General features: G+C 38.2%; 20 protein-coding genes, 1 tRNA gene and 1 pseudogene. 7 read left to right on the forward strand and 15 right to left on the reverse strand.

All coding sequences use genetic code 11. From position 1 onward, the window contains the following. Nucleotides 1–53: 53 nt before the first annotated feature. Nucleotides 54–602 carry a rhodanese-like domain-containing protein gene (locus C9J40_RS11245; RefSeq protein ID WP_107246869.1) on the reverse strand — a complete coding sequence of 183 codons (549 nt, stop codon included), beginning with the start codon at nucleotides 600–602 and terminating at the stop codon, nucleotides 54–56. A 149-nt stretch (nucleotides 603–751) separates the two neighbouring features. Then, complete coding sequence (locus C9J40_RS11250; RefSeq protein WP_107246871.1) at nucleotides 752–2,194, reverse strand: helicase HerA-like domain-containing protein; 1,443 nt, start codon at nucleotides 2,192–2,194, stop codon at nucleotides 752–754. A 723-nt stretch (nucleotides 2,195–2,917) separates the two neighbouring features. Here C9J40_RS11250 and C9J40_RS11255 point away from each other — a divergent pair. Then, complete coding sequence (locus C9J40_RS11255; RefSeq protein ID WP_107207058.1) at nucleotides 2,918–3,763, forward strand: mechanosensitive ion channel family protein; 846 nt, start codon at nucleotides 2,918–2,920, stop codon at nucleotides 3,761–3,763. Between the two features lie 59 nt (nucleotides 3,764–3,822). On the opposite strand, the gene C9J40_RS11260 is transcribed toward C9J40_RS11255, so the two are convergent. The 5 genes and pseudogenes from C9J40_RS11260 to C9J40_RS11280 form a co-directional block, all read right to left on the reverse strand. Beyond that, complete coding sequence (locus tag C9J40_RS11260; protein ID WP_107246873.1) at nucleotides 3,823–4,611, reverse strand: ParA family protein; 789 nt, start codon at nucleotides 4,609–4,611, stop codon at nucleotides 3,823–3,825. An 88-nt stretch (nucleotides 4,612–4,699) separates the two neighbouring features. Then, nucleotides 4,700–5,083: pseudogene (locus C9J40_RS11265) on the reverse strand (VOC family protein). 31 nt (nucleotides 5,084–5,114) lie between these two features. After that, entirely contained in the window at nucleotides 5,115–5,636 is a 522-nt protein-coding gene (locus C9J40_RS11270) for a hypothetical protein (RefSeq protein WP_107246874.1), read from the reverse strand. 37 nt (nucleotides 5,637–5,673) lie between these two features. Beyond that, a complete protein-coding gene (locus C9J40_RS11275; RefSeq protein WP_107207062.1) occupies nucleotides 5,674–5,889 on the reverse strand; it encodes a DUF3820 family protein in 216 nt (71 codons plus the stop codon). A gap of 96 nt (nucleotides 5,890–5,985) precedes the next feature. Continuing rightward, a complete protein-coding gene (locus C9J40_RS11280) occupies nucleotides 5,986–6,615 on the reverse strand; it encodes a fumarylacetoacetate hydrolase family protein (RefSeq protein ID WP_107207063.1) in 630 nt (209 codons plus the stop codon). 276 nt (nucleotides 6,616–6,891) lie between these two features. Here C9J40_RS11280 and C9J40_RS11285 point away from each other — a divergent pair, with 276 nt between their 5' ends. Beyond that, complete coding sequence (locus C9J40_RS11285) at nucleotides 6,892–7,302, forward strand: META domain-containing protein (protein WP_107207064.1); 411 nt, start codon at nucleotides 6,892–6,894, stop codon at nucleotides 7,300–7,302. A 47-nt stretch (nucleotides 7,303–7,349) separates the two neighbouring features. Here C9J40_RS11285 and C9J40_RS11290 read toward each other — a convergent pair whose 3' ends face one another. From C9J40_RS11290 to C9J40_RS11300, 3 genes are all read right to left on the reverse strand, one after another. Next, nucleotides 7,350–7,892 (reverse strand): NUDIX domain-containing protein, encoded by a 543-nt coding sequence (locus tag C9J40_RS11290; RefSeq protein ID WP_107207065.1) that lies wholly within the window; start codon nucleotides 7,890–7,892, stop codon nucleotides 7,350–7,352. A 65-nt stretch (nucleotides 7,893–7,957) separates the two neighbouring features. Next, nucleotides 7,958–9,646, reverse strand: coding sequence for an asparagine synthase-related protein (locus C9J40_RS11295; protein WP_107207066.1), 1,689 nt, complete (start codon nucleotides 9,644–9,646; stop codon nucleotides 7,958–7,960). 208 nt (nucleotides 9,647–9,854) lie between these two features. Then, on the reverse strand, nucleotides 9,855–10,388 hold the full coding sequence (locus C9J40_RS11300) for a Dps family protein (protein WP_107207067.1): 534 nt from the start codon (nucleotides 10,386–10,388) through the stop codon (nucleotides 9,855–9,857). 315 nt (nucleotides 10,389–10,703) lie between these two features. Here C9J40_RS11300 and C9J40_RS11305 point away from each other — a divergent pair, with 315 nt between their 5' ends. From C9J40_RS11305 to C9J40_RS11315, 3 genes are all read left to right on the forward strand, one after another. Beyond that, entirely contained in the window at nucleotides 10,704–11,624 is a 921-nt protein-coding gene (locus C9J40_RS11305) for a M14 family metallocarboxypeptidase (RefSeq protein ID WP_107207068.1), read from the forward strand. Between the two features lie 156 nt (nucleotides 11,625–11,780). Then, nucleotides 11,781–12,260 carry a methylated-DNA--[protein]-cysteine S-methyltransferase gene (locus C9J40_RS11310; protein ID WP_107207069.1) on the forward strand — a complete coding sequence of 160 codons (480 nt, stop codon included), beginning with the start codon at nucleotides 11,781–11,783 and terminating at the stop codon, nucleotides 12,258–12,260. Between the two features lie 159 nt (nucleotides 12,261–12,419). Then, nucleotides 12,420–12,941, forward strand: a complete 522-nt coding sequence (locus C9J40_RS11315; RefSeq protein WP_233220316.1) for a YbaK/EbsC family protein — start codon at nucleotides 12,420–12,422, stop codon at nucleotides 12,939–12,941. Between the two features lie 108 nt (nucleotides 12,942–13,049). On the opposite strand, the gene C9J40_RS11320 is transcribed toward C9J40_RS11315, so the two are convergent. The 3 genes from C9J40_RS11320 to fabV all read right to left on the reverse strand — a co-directional run bounded on the left by C9J40_RS11320 (nucleotide 13,050) and on the right by fabV (nucleotide 16,819). Next, nucleotides 13,050–14,267, reverse strand: coding sequence for a hypothetical protein (locus tag C9J40_RS11320; protein ID WP_107246878.1), 1,218 nt, complete (start codon nucleotides 14,265–14,267; stop codon nucleotides 13,050–13,052). Nucleotides 14,268–14,621: 354 nt separating this feature from the next. Continuing rightward, nucleotides 14,622–15,548 (reverse strand): alpha/beta hydrolase, encoded by a 927-nt coding sequence (locus C9J40_RS11325; RefSeq protein ID WP_107207072.1) that lies wholly within the window; start codon nucleotides 15,546–15,548, stop codon nucleotides 14,622–14,624. Nucleotides 15,549–15,589: 41 nt separating this feature from the next. Next, nucleotides 15,590–16,819: an enoyl-ACP reductase FabV gene (fabV, locus tag C9J40_RS11330; RefSeq protein ID WP_107246879.1), complete on the reverse strand. Its 1,230-nt coding sequence runs from the start codon at nucleotides 16,817–16,819 to the stop codon at nucleotides 15,590–15,592. A gap of 293 nt (nucleotides 16,820–17,112) precedes the next feature. On the opposite strand from fabV, the gene C9J40_RS11335 reads away from it, so the two are divergent. Then, on the forward strand, nucleotides 17,113–17,727 hold the full coding sequence (locus C9J40_RS11335; RefSeq protein WP_107207074.1) for a murein L,D-transpeptidase catalytic domain family protein: 615 nt from the start codon (nucleotides 17,113–17,115) through the stop codon (nucleotides 17,725–17,727). Nucleotides 17,728–17,955: 228 nt separating this feature from the next. After that, complete coding sequence (locus tag C9J40_RS11340) at nucleotides 17,956–18,600, forward strand: murein L,D-transpeptidase catalytic domain family protein (protein ID WP_107207075.1); 645 nt, start codon at nucleotides 17,956–17,958, stop codon at nucleotides 18,598–18,600. A gap of 284 nt (nucleotides 18,601–18,884) precedes the next feature. On the opposite strand, the gene C9J40_RS11345 is transcribed toward C9J40_RS11340, so the two are convergent. Then, nucleotides 18,885–19,523 (reverse strand): MarC family protein, encoded by a 639-nt coding sequence (locus C9J40_RS11345; RefSeq protein ID WP_107207076.1) that lies wholly within the window; start codon nucleotides 19,521–19,523, stop codon nucleotides 18,885–18,887. 632 nt (nucleotides 19,524–20,155) lie between these two features. Then, a tRNA-Asn gene (locus C9J40_RS11355) sits at nucleotides 20,156–20,231 on the reverse strand. Between the last annotated feature and the right edge of the window lie 34 nt (nucleotides 20,232–20,265).

Consider the following 20,265-nt stretch of genomic DNA (forward strand, 5'->3'; position numbering starts at 1 on the left):
AAAACAATATCAATAAACATTATTTATCAATGACTTAATTTTATATAAAACAGTTATATATGGCGTTTAATTGCAGAGAATCCGCCATCAATTTGAATAAAATGGCATTGTCGTAGTAATTTAAGCAATGAGATAGCAATCAAAGAACGGTATCCACCCGCACAATGGACAACAAAGTTATCTTTCTCTGAAGGCAGTTTGCCTTGCACAATATCGGATAACGGTAATGCCTCAGCATTAGGTAGCGCACCTTTTGCTATTTCATCTTGTTCACGCACATCTAAAATATTTAGATCTGATGCCTTCGTTACTAACGTTTCAGCAGATATATGTTCAACCTGAGACAGTGTCCCCTCAAGCGATTGAAAACGGATATGGGTATAACCTAGTGATTGCAATGTTTCTTTTACTTGGTCTTGATTATTAGGTGAAGCAATAACGTCTAATTGAATGTTTTTATCCGGTAGCATTAATTCAAGCCACCATTTAAATTGTTTCCCGCCAAATCCAACAAATACACTACCTTCAACATGACCCGCTAAGAACTCATCAGAACTTCGCGTATCAATCAGGATTTTTTTTCTATCTGTAAAAATATGCACGTCTACTATTATCCTTTAAAAATAGAAGCTTAAGACCTTACGCTTTTCTTATAAAAAAGCCATGGGCTCAGTAACATATTTATCGACAACAATATAAGATTTACACCGTATCTCTTTATCGATAACACAGAAGAGATTTAGTCATCAAATTAACGCCGCTTGAATAACGCTCTTACGATTGCATTCGCAAGTTGCCTTAATAAGGTTTTAATAAACGATTCAGTGTATGTTTGGCGCTGAGAGCGACGAGGTTTTCGAATACTTGCACGTTCCTGTTTATCATGTTCAGCTTCTTGTGTTTGCTGCTTTTTCTGCTCTGTGCGCTTATTTAATATCTCATGGGCTGACTCACGATTCACTGCTACTTTATATTGCTGAAAATACTGACTGGCGTTTAGCATTTCAATGCGCTTATCAGCACGAATAGGACCAATTTGCGACTCTGGAGGGCGAATAGTGGCATGTTCAACTACCGATGGTACACCGCCCTCTTCTAATACTGATACTAGTGCTTCACCTACGCCTAATTCACCCAGTAAGGTAACTACATCTAAATTTGGGTTATCCCTAAATGATTCAGCTGCAACTTTTACGGCTTTTCTCTCTTTTGGGGTATAGGCACGTAACGCATGTTGAATGCGATTACCCAGCTGTCCTAATACTGAATCTGGAATATCGGTTGGATTTTGACTTACAAAATAGATCCCAACCGCTTTAGAGCGGATCAAACGTACCACTTGCTCAATCTGATCTAAGAAGACCTTCGGTACATCATCAAACAGGAGATGAGCCTCATCGAAAAAGAACACAAATTTAGGTTTATCGAGATCACCGACTTCCGGTAGGTTTTCATAAAGCTCAGACAACAACCATAATAAGAAGGTTGAGTACAACTTTGGTGATTGGATCAAGGTACTGGCATCCAGAATATTTATAATGCCTCGACCATCTGCGGCTGTTTTCATGAAATCATAGTAATCCAATGCTGGCTCACCAAAAAACTCGCTACCACCTTGGCGTTTAAAGCCCAATAAACGCCGCTCAATAGCAGCAATAGAGGACTTACTGATACGTCCGTAGATCCCACCCAGTTGTTTTGAGTTGTCGCCTAAGTAATTTAGTGCGGTAGAAAAATCATCCAAATCCAACATCGGCATTTGGTTTTGTTCTGCATATTCAAACGCTAAATTAATTAGCCCTTCTTGGACATCATTACAATCTAACAAACGACTTAATAATAGCGGTCCCATGTCTTCTAACGTCGCGCGGATTTTTGCCCCTTCCTTCCCAAACAAATCCCAGAACTCAACGGGAAAAGAAGTAAATTGAAAATCATCAATGCCAATTTCACGACAACGTTTTTGAACAACGGCGTTATCAGTACCAGCCTTCGCCATACCTGATAAGTCGCCTTTTACGTCAGCAAGAAAAACGGGGACACCAAGGGATGAAAAAACCTCAGCTAAACATTGAAGTGTTACCGTTTTACCTGTACCTGTTGCTCCAGCAATAAAACCATGACGATTGGCATATTTAGGATGGATCCCAATTTTGTTTTCGCCCTTACCGATAAGAATTATGTCACTTTTCATACTCAGAGATTCTCTACATTTTATGATTCTATCTTTATCAAACTTAGACTGAAGTCCTTAAAATTACGATAAATAATCATAAACATAGCGTTACTTTTGAGGTTAAATCGAAACTATTAATTTAGGTTTAAACATAAACAACATAGCTATAATGACGAACATGAATGGAATGACAAGAAGGGTAAGCTGATACCAACCAATCATGTTATTAAGCCTGCGATGCTAGCAAGTAAAGAGACGACTGTTACTGAGCTAAACACTACAAACTCATTATATGCTTGTGCTTTATCTTCTGAACTGTGTCCATACTTGTTTTTTCACCATCACCTCCGTATAAAAAACACCCAATGAAAACACTAACATGAATATCAAGCTCTAAATAGAATCAGTTAACATGAACTTTTGATAGTTTCACTAATTATCTCCTCGATAATGGCTGTTTTTATCAAAAACCTCATATTGCACTCACCATTAACACCCAACTAAATCATCAAAAAATTGCCGTCGCTTACCAACGTTCTTTTACTGAATGATACAAACGCGATAATAAATAAGATCTCATCACATTTTTAAAGGAGCTTATCGCTCTTTTTCTCTGTACTCTATTTTCAAATACCAAGTTGTCTTATACCCAATTCTATAAAGTTTTGATTTCTCTAACACATTCATCTGTTTTTTTTGATATAACTCTTTATTGATGTATTGAAATAAAAAGGAATAACGATGGATAAGGTTACGGAAGTTATTAATTTCCTCATCGCACACAAATTACTACTAAGTGCTCTGATCATTGTGATTGTTTCACTGATCCGTCGTCTGGTTTTGACCAAAATTCGAGGGGAAGAACTCTTTCTTTCAGAAGAACAACGAAAATGGATGTCTCGAACCAAAAATGGCACCTTTTCTATTCTTATCCTTTTACTCTTTATCCTTTGGCGCTCAGAAATTAATGAGTTTGCATTATCTGTCACAGCGATCGCGGTTGCCATTGTTGTCGCATCGAAAGAAATTATTCTTTGTATTACAGGATCAATTCAACGCGCAAGCTCACGTTCGTTTCGAATCGGTGACTGGATTGAAGTGGGCAAGTTATGCGGCGAAGTCATCGAACACAATATGATGGCAACGGTTATCCAAGAGATCGATCTTCATCATGGCCAGTATCATTACACAGGAAAAACAGCAACCTTACCTAATAGTATGTTTTTCACTTACCCAGTAAAAAACCTCAATTTTATGAAGCGTTATGTTTACCATAACTTTTCTATCGTCGTACCCAATTTCCTCAACCTCTATCCTTTACTACCAACTATGGTCAAAAAAATAGAGCATCATTGTGAAGATTTTATTGACGTCGCTCGTCGCTATAACAGCATGATAGAAAAACATGCGGGTGTTGATTTACCGGGCTCAGAGCCACACATCCATATCAGTAGTGGTGCGACAGGAGAGCAAATTGTTCACTTCATGTTATTTTGTCCAACAGAGCAAGCGACACATTTGGAGCAAGAAATTCGACAAGATTTTATGGAAGAATACGAAAAGCATTTTCCCAACAAAGATGACTAACCTGAAAAAGAGCGAGCATTAATCTCGCTCTTTTTAATTGTAAGCAATAAAAAATACGGCTAACTTTTGACAGCTTGTTTAGCATCACTTAATTGTTGATGTAATAGAGAAAATTGCTGGGTTAATTTATGCTTTGGTTGGAAATGAATAAGCGGAATTTGTTGAAAATGTGATTCTTTCATTTTGATCGATTGAGGTAGATAAGGCTCTAATATTGGGAAGCCTAATTCTTTAACACTCTCAATAATTTGACGGGGAAAATTTGCCTGAGCATTAAACATATTGACCACAATACCTTCTAATGACAACTCACGATTATGATCGTCTCGAAGCTCTGCTAAATTGTCCATTAAATTGATCAATGCCTGTTGTGAAAAACTATCACAATCAAATGGAATCAATAAGTTATGCGCCGCAATTAATCCCGACTTAGTATAAAAATTTAGATTTGGTGGGGTATCAATATAAATGTGTTCATATTCTTTTTCTAATTCATCTAATGTTTCACGTAACTTATAGATCTTATAGCGGCGTTCTAATTCTGGCTCTAATTTATCTAATTTGGGGCTCGATGGAATAAGAAATAAATTATCATAATCGGTCGGTTGGGGGTAATCCAATGTTGGTGATGCCATTGAAAACCAAGAAGCGGTTTGATTAAGTAAATCAGCAATGGTTTTATCGCTTTTTTGATTAATATCGAACCCTAAATAATGGCTTGAATTACCTTGTACATCGAGATCTATCACCAATGTCTTGTACCCTTTCGCCGCACTAATAGCCGCTAAATTTACGGTAATACTTGATTTACCCACCCCACCTTTCTGATTAAATATAATCCTGCGCATTACATCCCTTCCAATGATTAATTATTAACCAATACAATATACCCTTATATGCATATCTTTGTTAGCTAAAAACCCACACTTCTCAACGTTAAGACTGATATAACTCAAGTGGTAATCCATCTGGATCGCTAAAAAAAGTAAATTTCTTTCCCGTTAATTCATCAATACGGATCGCTTCTACCTCAATATGATGTTCAACTAAATATGCTGCTACAGATTCCACATCATCAACTGAAAACGCCAGATGACGTAGCCCTTGGGCCTCAGGATAACTGGGTCTTTGAGGTGCATCAGGAAAAGAAAACAGTTCGATTTGGCTATTATCTGGTAAACGGAGATCGAGTTTTTACGATTGGCGTTGCGCTCTATAGGTTTCATTAATGATCTCCAGTTTTAATATTTGACTATAGAAGTGCTTAGAACGCTGATAATCAGAGCATATGATCGCAACATGATGCATTCCGTTAAACATAAAATGCTTTCCTTATCTGATTTTAACGAGATTAATTAGAGGGGCCATTAGTAATGTAGGCTTTTTCATAAGGGGCTAATAAATGTGGATTATTCTGAATATCCACATCTTTAATATGATTTCCTGAATAATTTAAATACGTGAGATCTTTATTTTTTTTCACATCAAGCGATACTAAGTGATTGAAACTCACATTAAGCACTCTTAATTTTTTATTATGCTTAATATTCAATTCATTAAGCTGGTTGTTTTCAACACTAAGTAGCGCTAGTTTTGGATTATGACTAACATCAAGCTGGGTTAAATGATTATGAGATAAATCTAACTGTTGTAAGTTAGGAAAGTTACTTAATTCTTTAATTTTTGATATATGTAAACCGTCACATTTCAACTCAGTAATGTGTTCGCTATATACTTTGCCTTGCAAAATGACGCAACGTTTAAAGTTAGCATCAGCAAACGGAATATCACTGATTGCCGCATAATGCTGGGCACAACCTGACAATGTCAATCCACCCAAAAACAGCAATATAGATGAGAATACTTTTTTCATTTAAAAATCTTTTCTATTACCTGTATTAAAACGACGCTTAGTCTTTGCGCAATGGTCGAATCACGCTTTCGAGACCTTCAATTTTAAAATCAAGCGCCAAAGCCATCAGCATACCTAACTCACCGTCAGGAAATCCTTGTTTCTGAAACCACAATAAATACTCTTCAGGTAAGTCGATAAGGATTCGACCGGCGTACTTACCAAACGGCATTTTCATATTTGCTAATTTAATCACATGCTCTTGCTGAAACATTACTTTCTTCACATAGAAAAACAGCTAAGTATTGTAACAATGCTTAGCTGTAAATATGCGAAATTTTTGTCAATTAAAAATCAGTTGATTATCACGCTATGCCGCATCCCATGACTGGGCGACCACTCTTTGCCCATCAATATAAAGGCTTGCAGTGTAATGACCACCAGCATTCACTTCGCCGACACCTTTTGGTGTTCCCGTCATAACAATATCACCATCTTCTAATGTCATGAATGATTGGATTTCCTGCAAAATAGCGGCAGGTTTTGTGATCATTTGAGAGCTAACGCCTCGCTGTAAAACCTCTTGTTGTTGTTCAAACACCACTTCAAATTCCGTTTCAGCAATATTAGGAAGTGGCACGAAATCACTAAAAAGCACGGATCCATCAAACGCTTTTGCTCGTTCCCACGGTAGGCCCTTTTGTTTTAAGGTCGCTTGCAATTCTCGCTTTGTTAAATCTATTCCCACTCCCGCAGCCATAAACTGACCTTGTTGGTACATAAAACAAATTTCAACTTCATAATGTAGGAAATCGTTACTATGCTTAGCTTTGAGTTGTTGAGAAATGGCAGAATTGGGTTTCGTAAACAAGACAAGTTGCGTAGGAATTTCATTATTTAACTCATAGATATGCTCAACGTAATTTCGACCAACACATACTACTTTTGATGGTGTTATATACTTATCTCCAGTGGGTGAACTTAGCGTAATCTTCTGCATCAAATAATTATCCTTAATGATCATGAGTACGTCTATTATTCATATATTTATGAATGAATAAAAACATAAAAATAAAAAACAGATACCGTTTACATTTTTACGGTTATTTGTCACACTTCATGGCTTGTTAAGTTTTAATGTTCATCTGACTTTTGTAAGCAAGACACAGAATAATATTGCGTTATTTTTGACACATCTGACTATTGACCGTTGCTCTTTATCATCGTCAACACCTGTATCTAACGCACCTTCTTGCTGTACGACATGAGAAAAATAATGAAAAAGATTTTATTAAGTACGCTTTTACTGACATCACTATTAACTGGTTGTAGTTCTTCTCCTAAAGATGCTGCTGCGCTTCCAAGCACATGGGAAGTAATGGCGATTGATGGGCATTCAGAGCCTGTAGATGCATTACCTAAAAAGCCAGAATTAGTGATTGATAATAATTTGACGGTCACTTACCACGGCTGTAATACATTAAAAGGCAAGCTGACACTAACTGGCCAGAATTTACTGACTAAAAATTTAGCGTCAACCCGTAAAATGTGTATTCAAAACGAACAAGCTATTGTTGATGGATTCGTAAAAAGAATGCTAACAGGTCCATCAGATTACCTAGTGAACCAGAACACATTGATTATCAGCTCTGAACGTCACACCGTGACATTTAAGAAAGTAAAATAATTCACCGATTGATTTCAATGCAACGGAGGCTCAATGCCTCCGTTTTTTTATGCATTAACAGTGATGAGCTCTTCTGCTATCAGTTTCAATAAAAAGGTTTCACGCTCAATCGACATCCCCTTTTTCTCAGAATGTTTCATCGTCTCTTCATTATGCGCTATCGCATCAAAAATATTGATCCATACCGGCTTCATACCATTTTTAATTTCGTAATCTTCAAAGCGAGTTGCGCCTAACTCTTTATCAATAGTACAAACGTAACAGTATGATTTCATATAAACCACATCATGATCTGGCTTATACCACGGGCGATATTCGTCATATTGACCAAACGCTTTAATATCTCGAATATTTCTTGCGCCAGTTTCTTCTTGTAATTCTCGGATCAACCCTTCGACTTTATCTTCTCCAGCATCAATGCCACCACCAGGTAAGGTGTAATCATGATAACGCTCTGTGTATAACATCAAAATATCTTCACCATTTAATACAATGGCTCTTGCGGCATCGCGTTGAAATATTGCTAAGTCAGTTGTATTAAAGTCAATATTGGCAAGATCAGGGTGAACAGATAGTTTTAAAAATCGCATATAACACAGAACTCATCACTGTCGATAACTAGGCTGCGTATTTTAGCTAACTCTTCCTATGATTACTAATGAGGGGATTTCAGGACTTGATTCATACGCTTAACAACATTCAATGTTGATTCACCACGGTGTAAGCCTAATGCTGTCAGTATACAATTAGCCCCTAGATAATGACGATTATAAAACTCACCTTTTGCATCAAATAAGGTACTGACACCTATTTTCAGTAAATCCAGTTTATTTCTAACATTCGACGCTAACTGCCACTGGCTTAACGGCGGTAATAGATTATTTTTTAGCGGACAAGGTAAATGTCCCGGGTAGGTTTGCCACGGCGTAAGTAACGCTTCTGAATATGACTGATTAAGCCATTTCATATAGAGTTGATGTTTTACCGCTGAAGATACCGGTAACGCGAACATCACTTCCAGCATCGCTTTACTGTAAAACGGTAAGTGAAAATCTAATCGAAATTTATCCATATCTTCTAGTGCAGGAGCGATGTGTTGATGTTGATCGTTTTCCCATAAAAAGAGTTGAAACGCTTTATCTAATGGTAAGTGTGAGTACTGACATAAGCATTCAACAATATTTAGCTCTAACTGCTGCTGCAATTTCGCCCCTTGTTTTACCATTCGTTTAGGAATATAAGCATGCTGATGTTTTAAATATGCTTTTGCCACAGCAAAAGGATCGCCACTGGCACATGCGGCAAGAATCTGATCATCACAAAACACCATACCAATACATACACTGCCACCATTACCCGACCATACTAGCCTAGGCCTCTCCACTTGCAGATAAAATGGATACTGTGTCGATCGCCAATAATGTCCTAGACGTTGCTCAACAGTCTGCTCTTGAGTATCACTGACATTCACAATATGCAGTGGAAAATCATGGCATTGTGCAAAAACTTCGGCATAAACCTCATCTTGCGACCGTTGATAGGAAAAGTTCATGCATTCTAATTTTATTCCGCGCTTTAACAACTCAGCGACAATAACACGAGAATCTAACCCCCCCGACAGTGTACTGATCGCATGAAGATCATTACCTATTGCTAGGTCGACCGCTTGCTTAAAGGCATGATCCAACTGAAGTGCTCCCTCACTATCATCAATACAATTAAACGGCATATCAGACCATCGAAAGTACCGCTCTTTAACAAGTGAAGTGCTTGTTAAGGTTAATTTTTCTCCCGGTTGGATAGAGTACACTTCGTTATAGTGGGTTTTATTGCCAAGTGAATAACCGATTACCGCATATTCAGTCGCCCCTGCTAAGTTGGTCGTTAACGTCACACTCAATTCATTGAACAAACGTAAACAGGAACTAAAAATTACGCTCCCTTTATATTTCATATAATAAAGTGGACGTATTGCCAAACTATCGGCAAAAATAGTTAATGCACGCCGTTGTTTATTATAATCTAGCACGCAATACGTACCTTGAGCCTTAGCCAATAATTGTGGGAAATTCGAAAGGCTCTGCTGCAAAAGCGTATTAACGTCTTGAGTCAGTGAAGAAGACATTAAGGTATGTCCAAGAACCATAGAAAAGCGTAAATGATTTTCAGCCCAGCTCGATTCGCGATGACAATCAATGGCGACTCGGCAAAAGTACAAATGATTATCGAAATACTCATGCCTTATATCGGTTGGATTACGCGATAAATGTTGAGCGATCTCTTTTTTTATGAGCAATAAATCTGAAGTCCAAGCTTCTGAAATCACACCTGCAACAATACTCATTCATCTCTCCCACTGTGAAGAATGAATATCTGCAAAAAATAAACCAACTTTTTTCAAACATAACGCTTTGTTTCATCGTTATTATATGATGCTTCTCTTTTTATTCTTTATTAATCAATGCATCTTGCTACAAATATAATAAAAAAGCTTCTCTATTAAATTTTATAGAGAAGCTTCATTTTCTATCGTAATAGACAGAGATTCATTATCAATGACGATATGATTCATAAAGGAACCAAACACGACGCTCGGTTTGATCGATCCAGTTATCAATCATACTCACTGATGAATAGTCTCCACAGTCATCACATAAAGTATGCGCAGCACGAAGTTCTGCAGCTAATTGTTTGTTATCACTACAAAGTTCAGCAAGCATATCTGCAGGTTCAACATAATCAGCATCATTGTCTAAAATACGCTGCATACGTGAGATTTCACCAATAGAACGTAAAGTTTTTCCACCAATTTTACGCACACGTTCAGCAATGTCATCGGTCATTGCAAACAATTGAACACTTTGCTCATCAAGCATTAAGTGATAATCACGAAAATGTGCACCACTCATATGCCAATGGAAATTTTTGGTCTTCATATAAATTGCATAAACATCAGCAAGGATCGCTGTTAGTGCACCACTGATCTCTTTAGTCGCGTCTACACTTAAATCTGTAGGTGTGGCTAGAGGACGAGTAAGGTGTAATTTTGCATCTTCAATTTGTGATTCATTCAAGATAGTACTCATCGTCTTTTCCTAGTATGTTATTTGTGACAACGAATTCACTATATCCCCTTTAATTTGTATGACAATATTCTTTTGTCGGTTGTTATTGCAACTTAATATTGAGCCTTTAATTACTTGTATCAAAAATCAAAAATATTTAATTTACTGCAAGCTCCTGATTGAATTTAATAAATAATATTCATCTAATATTTTTCGATATAAAATTACCTTATATCTACAGCAACAGTATTCGTTATAAATAAAACCATATTTGCCAAAAACTTAAGCATAATGTAAAAAGTTATTTAATTTAAAAATAAAAATAGGAAGGCAATAATGCAGTCATCTACCTACCACATTGGTGAAGCAGGTAAAGCTTGGGGAAGCGACGAAAAAGCACAATGGTTAGCACAGACAACCATTAAACGTTCTTACCTTGAGCAAGTTGTGACAAAAATTGATGCATTGAAAAATGATTTTGATGTCACTCAGTATGGTGCTCTGTCTTATGCCCCTGATAAATACCCTCTTTTTGCGATAAAATCGCGTAATTGGGATAGCAATAAACCAACAATTTTAATCACCGGTGGTATTCACGGTTATGAAACGAGCGGTGTCCACGGCGCACTTGCATTTGCCGCTTTAGAAGCTAAACACTACAGTGATGATTTTAATATTCTGATTGCGCCTTGTGTGAGCCCTTGGGGCTATGAAACCATCAACCGTTGGAACCCTAACGCTGTTGATCCTAACCGCTCATTCATCCCCAATAGCCCAGCAGAAGAATCAGCGGCTTTAATGCGCTTAGTTCAAGAGCAAAAAACATCATTTCTAGCGCATATTGATCTTCATGAAACGACGGATACCGACGAGTCCGAGTTTCGTCCTGCACTAGCAGCGCGTGACGGTAAAGAATATATTGAAGACAGTGTACCTGACGGCTTCTATGTGGTTGGTGATACTGAAAACCCTCAAGATGCTTTCCAAACTGCAATTATTGATGAAGTACGCCACGTTACCCATATAGCGCCACCTGATGACAACGGAAATATTATTGGTGAAGCGATTACCCAAGAAGGCGTAATTAACTACCCATTAAAAGCATTAGGATTATGTGCAAGCGTAACAGATGCGTTGTATACCTCGACGACCGAAGTCTATCCTGATAGCCCGCGCGTGACAGAAAAAGAATGTAATATGGCGCAAGTTGCCGCAATTAAAGGTGCATTAGACTATTTAAAGCAACACGTTAAATAATAAATAATGTTCAGCTAACCTTGTTATTTTATATGCAAGGTTAGCGTTTTCTATCTTTTGTTTTGTTATTTTTAACATCTAAATACCAACGTTTGAATTGCAGATTTATATTCCCCATAATAAAGCCATCACTCACCTCGAATTTGGCAAGCCGATATGGATATCTTTTTCAAACACATTGATAGCCCATTAGGGAAAATGACTCTCACGGCAAACGATAATGCACTGCTTTCTGTTTGGTTTGAAAGCCATACTATCCCCTCTTTACATCACGCCATACTTAAACCAGACCATGCTATCTTGCTGCAATGTGAGGAACAATTAGCTGAATACTTTTCAGGTGATAGAAAACAATTTTCAGTACCTTTATCGTTTCAAGGCACACAATTTCAAGAACGTGTATGGCAAACATTAACGACAATTCCCTATGGTCAGACATGGCACTATCAACAATTAGCAAATGCTATTGATAATCCAAACGCGTGTCGTGCTGTCGGTAGCGCTAACGGTAAAAATACCTTATCCGTTATTGTACCGTGCCACCGAGTGATCACTAAAAGTGGTAATTTAGGAGGATATGCGGGAGGAAATCATATTAAACAACAGTTACTCGCACTAGAAAGTCAGTTTAAATAATAAAATGCACTCACTCTGACTATATTTTTCTATTGATAAACTCATCTACAACAGCAGATACCTGCCATACTTACTGTTAAATGTCGCGTTTACGAGTAGCATATAAGTAAAAGAGAATCGGCGTTTTAAAATAAACCAAGGCGAAGATATGAGGAGGCAATGATGGCCACAGCAATCTCTGTCGAGCAATATTTATCACACCATAATATTGAACTTAAACTAACTCACCATCGTCCTACCGACTCATCCTTTAATTCCGCAATGTCAGCACACGTTCCCACAACGAAGGTGGCTAAATCTGTCATCTTAAAAGATCAACAACACAACTACCTCATGGCTGTAATACCGGCAAATCGTCGCGTTATGTTAGATAAGGTGAGTAAAATTACGGGTAAAAAGTACTATTTAGTTGGTGAACACGAACTGTCATCGCTATTCCAAGACTGTAGCCCCGGCGCGATCCCCAATCTAGGGCAGATCTATCATCTGGATATGATCGTCGATGACATACTGTTTAATATCGACGACATTTACCTTGAAGCGGGTGATCATGAAAATCTTATTCACCTCACCACCGAGCAATTTAAAAAAGTCATGACCAACATCAGTCATCATACAATTAGTGGCTACAGAATGTTATTTACTCAACAGCATGAAAGTAGTTATTGGGATTGGGACTAGCCCTATCATGCTTCGTTTGACTAGATATAATAAAGCACATCATCACATTGGGTTTTATGATGATGCTTTGCCAATGCTGTTAGATATAACAGTGTTCGTATTTCCTACCTATTCATCAATCATTTCACACCAAGATGTTCCTGTGGGGATCTGCATGGCTTTACGCTCTGGGGTAGAGCTAACGGAGAGATCTCGCTGTAATATTGCTCCAGCCGCTAACACCATTCGCTCATAGACTAACGGATCAAACATACGCCCTGTTTGTCCCCATTCCACGGTATAACGACCACAACCCAGTTCTATACCCTCATTTTGTGAAAGAAATAAAAACCTATCCTGCAAGCCAAAGTGCTCATACATCATGTAAGACTGAAATAACATTGCCATATCTTCTTTGCGGTTACTGTAACCATATAAATCACTCGCACCTTCTACCTCAAAATGCGCACCAACTTGTAAAGCAGTGAGTGTACTAACCTCATAGCTTGGCGTAACACCGTCATACAGTACATTGGCTGCATCAAACAAAAGCCCATCTTGCAGTGGAAACCGATCATAGAGAGTCTGATTTAATGGGGTCATCGAGTTGATGTTTTGATAAATAGTCCGATGAAGATCGAGTGATGTTAGGGAAGCAGGTGGAATCGCATCCACCGCATGCGCCAATTCATGCACCAATAGCCTAAATAAGGCGGGTAATAACTGATCAGTAGTACGCATCGTATTATTTTCTGCATACTCATTGCTCACCCAAGACGCATAATTTCCCTCACTATCGACACTTTGCCTTACCGCCAAAAACGGTACATTAACCTGAAATTGATCACGAAAGTCCGGCTTAGAAATAATTGTTAGCCACTCCTCCTCGTTGCGCCATAAATAACGAGGATCAATATAAATGGTTGCAGTATTAGCACTATAAAAAGAAGGACGAATATCATCAGCAATGACAATAGCACTGACGGAGCGAAATAAAGGCAAGACGTCAGACGGAAGCAACGCTAAAGCAGATAAAAATTGCTCGGCCATCCAAGGGTGAGAAACAAAGATTCGTTGCTCAATATCCGTCAATGTCACTGCAGTGTTGAACGTTAACCCTATCGGTGGGAATTGGCTGACTAAACAGCTATTTCGATAATTTTTGGCGCACGCAAGGTACTGTTTTGGTGTTGTAGCAGAGTGTGCGGCAACCCTACTGAGATCAGGGTACCCTTCCGCATGTAGCTCTATCTCTTGGTGATTATCATCACAAGCGGTAAGTAATAGCGAAAAAGCCACGATAAAAAGAAAAGAAGACAGATATCTACAGTTCGAACTCAACCACATTTCGCATCTCCTTATCCCACTATTTTTCTAAGTGTAGCGGAAGGAAAATACTGATAAGTATTACCACTAATGCAAAGTTTCAAATATCGTGATCAAGCTTCACTATCGGAGATATTCCCGCTAACAAATATTGACTAAAAAGCGAATAAATCTATTCTGGAATAGAGCAACAGAGATGCATGTCGCACAGATTACTGTTGCCAATTTTTGACTATGGAAGGTGTTAAATGGATTTACTTCGTGGCTTATATTCACTACTTGAATCGTTCTTTGAATAACGCAAGCAATACAATCATCTCGAGTATCAAGCCGTAATTCAGTATTACGGCTTTTCTTTTTCAGATGTATTCATAATTATTTATTAAGAAAAACTCCTATAGATGTATAAGCCTGCTCACACTCTCTCTTTACTATGTTTTCCATATTTAAGAAGGCATGGATCATTTGGTCAAAATGGATATGCTCTGCTTCTACACCTTGCTTTTTTAACGCTTCGACATACGCGATACCTTCATCTTTTAATGGGCAAAACTCAGCCGTGATCACTAAGCTTTCAGGCAGCGCCATACTATAGGGTCCCCACACGGGTGAAGCTTTACGTCTATCTTCATTATGCTGAAAGTAATTCGAGAAATACCATTCAATACGAGACTGTTGTAGCAAATACCCCATACCGTTTTGATTAACAGATGGAAAACTTAAAGTGTAATCAAGGCTTGGGTAAATGAGTACTTGCTTGGTAATTTCAACCTCATCATCAAATTGTGCCATTCGTGCTAACGTGGCACAAATAGCACCACCCGCTGAATCTCCAGCAATAGAAAGTTGCGGTACAAAATTTAACTCAGCACGGATCAAAGTTTGAAACAGCGATTGTAAAACCAAATAACCATCATCAATCGCGGCAGGATAAGGGTGTTCGGGAGCAAGAGGATATTCAACCGATACAACAATAAACTGACTATGTTGTGCTAATTTCCGACAAATAGGATCGTAAACCTCGACACTACCCGACATATGCCCACCACCATGAAAAAAAACTAATACGGGGAGTGCCGTCTCTGGTTGAGGATGATAAATGCGAATAGGCACTTTATCTTTAATCGTTAAGTTCTCAATTAACGCAATATCGGGAATCTCGGTGACTAGCTCACGAGTAATAGCAGCAAGACCTTCTCTCACCGTTGGTACGGTAAACGGAATACCACTGGCAATGGTTTCATCCATCACTTTATTAAAGCTATTAAGCCATTGTTCTAATAAAGTCGTTAATTGGCGCATATCTATCCTTTATATAGGCATTGACCGTTACCCTACAATAATTAGGGCGTTAATTTTGATAACTCTTCAATATCAACAGGCTGAGTATAATCAACAGATGATAAACCAAAGCCATTAAGGGCTAAAAAAGCTGACTTGTATCCATCATAGTCGCCAACCTGTCTAAAGTTGTCAGCGTTCATTTCTGCCATTAATTTGTTTACTTGCAACTGTACTTCAGGTTTTAGTTCCCAATCGTCCATTCTGATCAGAGCCTGATCTGATTGCTCGTCTGAATCATTACGCTGTTTTGTTTCAGTATCAGCCGATGAATAAATTTTTTGTGCAAAAAGACGCTGCATTTGCTCAATACACCCTTCATGATTTCCCATTTGCTTCATCACTTTAAATAACGCCAATATATAGGGCGAAAATGTCGGTATAAAGACACTGGCTTTTGTCACTAATGCTTTGCACACCACTACGTTAGCTTGACCATTGATCATCTGAGCTAATTGTTGATTAATTGCGTGCGCGGTTTGATGTAAATGCTGCTTGGCAATACCAAGCGTCCCATGATGATAAATAGGATATGTCGACTCAGGACCGATATATGAGTAAGCCAAAGTTTTAGCTTTTGGGGCTAACAGGTTTTCAGATAACAAAAAGTTTATCCATTGTTGCCAATCTTCACCGCCCATCACTTTTGTTGTAGCGAAAATTTCCTCGTCACTAGCAGCAGTTAGTTCCGCAGGGACTAATTTATCTTTTTCTAAATCAACACTATAACCAGAAAAATTTTCACCCACGGTTTTTAAACATGAACGCCATACCTTACCCGTTTCAGGATCGGGACGAATACCGGTTGCTAGGCTATAAATCACTAAATCAACATGTCCGCCAAACTCATCACGTATTGTTTGCGCTACGTGTTGACGCACTTCATCTGAAAAAGCATCACCCACAATATTTTTGGCAGTATAGCCTTGCTGCTCAGCCGCTTGCTTAAAGAAAATATTGTTATACCAACCCGCAGAGCCTATCCCCTTATCACTTGGACCTCGTTCATAAGAGACACCCAAGGTTTTCGCTTGCGCACCACCAAAGGTCAACGCAATACGTGATGCCAACCCAAATCCAGATGATGCTCCTAAAATTAATACTCGGAGAGGACCTTGTGTGATCGGCGCAGCAGACTGTACATAATCAATCTGCTGTAGTACTGCTTGCTGGCAACCATAAGGATGTGCTGTTCGTGCCACAACACCTTGAATTTCAGGTTGAATCACCATTGAACCATTCCTCTTATCGATTAATACATCATCGTTTACTGATCAGCATGCCATACATGCCAATAATAAAACCTGATGATTAACTGATAACGTCATATTTACATCACCGATAAGTCAAAATTTAAACATTTTATAGATTTCACCATCAAAAATGATTCATTTTTGCATCAAAAAATATTAACCAAAGTATTTTTTTGTCTTATTGAGCCAAAAATCAATAGTCATAGCTTTATTTAAAATCCGATCAAATATCAAACTGACGGTCGCACTTTAAATTTTTGCAGGAAGCAATGATGAAGGTATGGACGAGTGTTTTTATAGTTTTACTGTTAAGTTTTAGTTCTAGCGGATATGCAAAGATCTCATTACAACAGCAAGCCAAAGTTATTTATGAAGAAACAAAACTTAAGAAGCACTTAGACTTCAATATTTTTATGACGGCTTATAAAGAACATATTCGTGTTGCAGATAAACCGATTATGTCGATTATTGATTACAGCCAGCCATCGAATAACCGCCGATTTTTTATTATTGATACCGATAAGAAAAAACTGCTTTACCGTACTTTTGTTTCACACGGCATCAATAGCGGCAATCTTTATGCTACACAATTCTCTAATATTGTTGACAGTAAACAAACCAGCTTAGGCACCTATCGTGTTGCTGAGGCCTATCATGGTAAGTATGGACTTTCTTTACGTCTTGATGGGATGAGTCCATCAAATTCTAATGCAAGAAAACGTGCGATTGTGCTGCATGGGGCAAAATACGCAGAGCCAAGTACCATTAAAAAATTAGGTATGCTTGGACGTAGCTGGGGGTGTCCAGCCATTCCAATGAAGTTAACCAAAAAAGTCGTCAACTTGTTAAAGGAAGGCGGTTCAATCTACGCTCATGCGCGATCATAATTCGCTTTATTGTTTGCAAAATGCCATTTAGAAAGCTCGTTTTAGCACGAGTTTTCTTTATTCACTTCTGAGATATCTCTTTTTTTCGACCATCACATACTGCAACCAAGCCCACGCTGAGTCGTGTAAACAATGTATTGTCTTTTAGATAATTGGCACAGAATATTCATACATCTCTTCTATATACCATCACCGATCTAATAAGCACGTTCAATATGGGAGGGGGTTATGATGTTTTCACTTTTTTTCCGTCTAAAACTCAAATATCTCATTATCGCATCTTTACTTTTTAGTAGTCCTTACGCTAACGCAATGAGAGCAACACACGCTTGGAAGGTTTACGACCATGCTCAGCTCCAAAATTACGTTGAGTTTGATATATTTCTCAATGCTTATCGTGAGCATTTACGGGTTGCGAACAAACCTATAATGTCGATTATTGATTACTCTCAACCTTCTGACTCTAAAAGATTTTTAATCATAGATATCGAGAAAAGAGCCCTACTCCATCGAACTTTTGTCACTCACGGTATAAACAGCGGCAAACTGTATGCTACCCAATTTTCCAACACGGTGAACAGTAGGCAAACCAGCTTAGGTACTTACCGTGTTGGTGAAGCTTATTATGGTAAATACGGTATATCTTTACGATTAGATGGCATGAGCCCTAGTAATTCAAATGCGCGAAAACGTGCAATTGTATTACACGGTGCAAGCTACGCTGAGCCAAATGTTATTCATGCTATTGGGATGCTAGGCCGAAGTTGGGGATGTCCGGCGATATCACGAGAGATCACGCCAGAAATCGTAGACCTGCTTAAAGAAGGTGGCTCTATTTATGCTCACGCCCATAACAACAGACACAATAAATAAACGGTTCTATCATGCTAGTGACTGAAACACGCAACCACCAGTAACAATAAAAAAATAACGCCAATAAATTTCAGTAATAAACCTAAAGAAGCGCCACCTTTAGGGGCTTTGTTACAACAGCTCATACATTGTCTATTCATAAAATAATAAGAGTCATGAGCATAAAGGTTCCAGTAAAGGGAAGGTCAATACCTCGTCTAATAAAACTAAGCCCATACATATAAAATCTATGTATGGGCTTAGTCTAATAAATCATCACATTCATTTATAAATATAACTTAATCTTACTTAGCGCTAGAGAATAACACGATTGCATCGTGAACCCCTTGGATCCCCATCTGCATACCAATCACGGCTAAAATTAATCCCATTAAGCGCGTAATAATACTGATCCCACTTTGACCAATTTTTTCTATCAGTTTAGGGCCATAAATAAAGCAAAAAAACGTGATAACACACAGTAAAGCAAAGGCAGAAACCGTCACAAGAATATGAAACATCCCCCCTGCTGCAGAGTAGTTCATCGCTGTCGCAATCGTACCAGGGCCTGCAAGTAACGGTAGAGCCAATGGAGAAATCGCAATATCAGCCCCACTACCAGATGTTTCTTCTTCCTTTGTTTCATGCATACTTGATGTATTACCTTGCAGCATGTGATAACCAACAAGAAAGACTAAAACTCCCCCCGCTAAACGTAATGCAGGTAGCGTAATACCAAATACACTAAAGATCCCTTTTCCTAAAAAACAGAACGTTGTGATAATACAAAAAGCCGTAACCAGAGCCTTAACGGCAATTGCTCTTGTTTGTTTTGCTGGCATTCCACCTGTCATTCCCACAAATACTGCCGTATTCGCAAAGGGATTCATCATCGCGAAAAAGCCCATGAATACAGTAATAGCGACTGTTATTAAGTCGTGCATGCAACCTCTCTCTCTATAAGATTTATAATTAAAACAACACATTCCTGAATGAATCATATTTAATAAAAATAAAATAGCAAAAACAACACAGCAACAAAAACAAACAATTTCTCAACCTTTGAGGTATTTTCGCTCACATTACCAACAATAATGCTTAAAACTCATCATTAAAAACACAACTAATTACCGATAGAACAGATTGCAACATAAATATAACTACATGATTTAAATCACATTTAATATTTTCAGATGTGAAATGAAATAGAAATAAGACAAAAACAACTCATTGCATATAAAAGCGTGATAAAGATATTGTGCGCTCTCAAAATTTTGCTTTCATTCTGCTGCAATATCACTCGCAATTGATATTATCTTTATACGGTTGAAGACAACGGAATTCCCCATGGAGGGGACAACCTCAGTAGGCTGATATAGGGATGGTAGCCACATATCTATGGATGGCACAGCTTCAGTAGGTTGTTGAAAGGATTTGTTCAGGAAGAACCAACCGTACAATTCCCCCAGCAAAATTGCTCCCAGGAATTGGAGTGATTGCATAATCTTATTTTTTATAGATTTGTTTAAAATTGCAGAAATAAAAAAGCCCGCAACCAATTGCGGGCTTTTTTATTTGGCTCCTCCTGCTGGACTTGAACCAGCGACATACGGATTAACAGTCCGCCGTTCTACCGACTGAACTAAGGAGGAATTGTCATGGTGGTGGGGGAAGGATTCGAACCTT

Source organism: Photobacterium sp. GB-72 (genome assembly GCF_003026095.1).
Taxonomy (GTDB): domain Bacteria; phylum Pseudomonadota; class Gammaproteobacteria; order Enterobacterales; family Vibrionaceae; genus Photobacterium.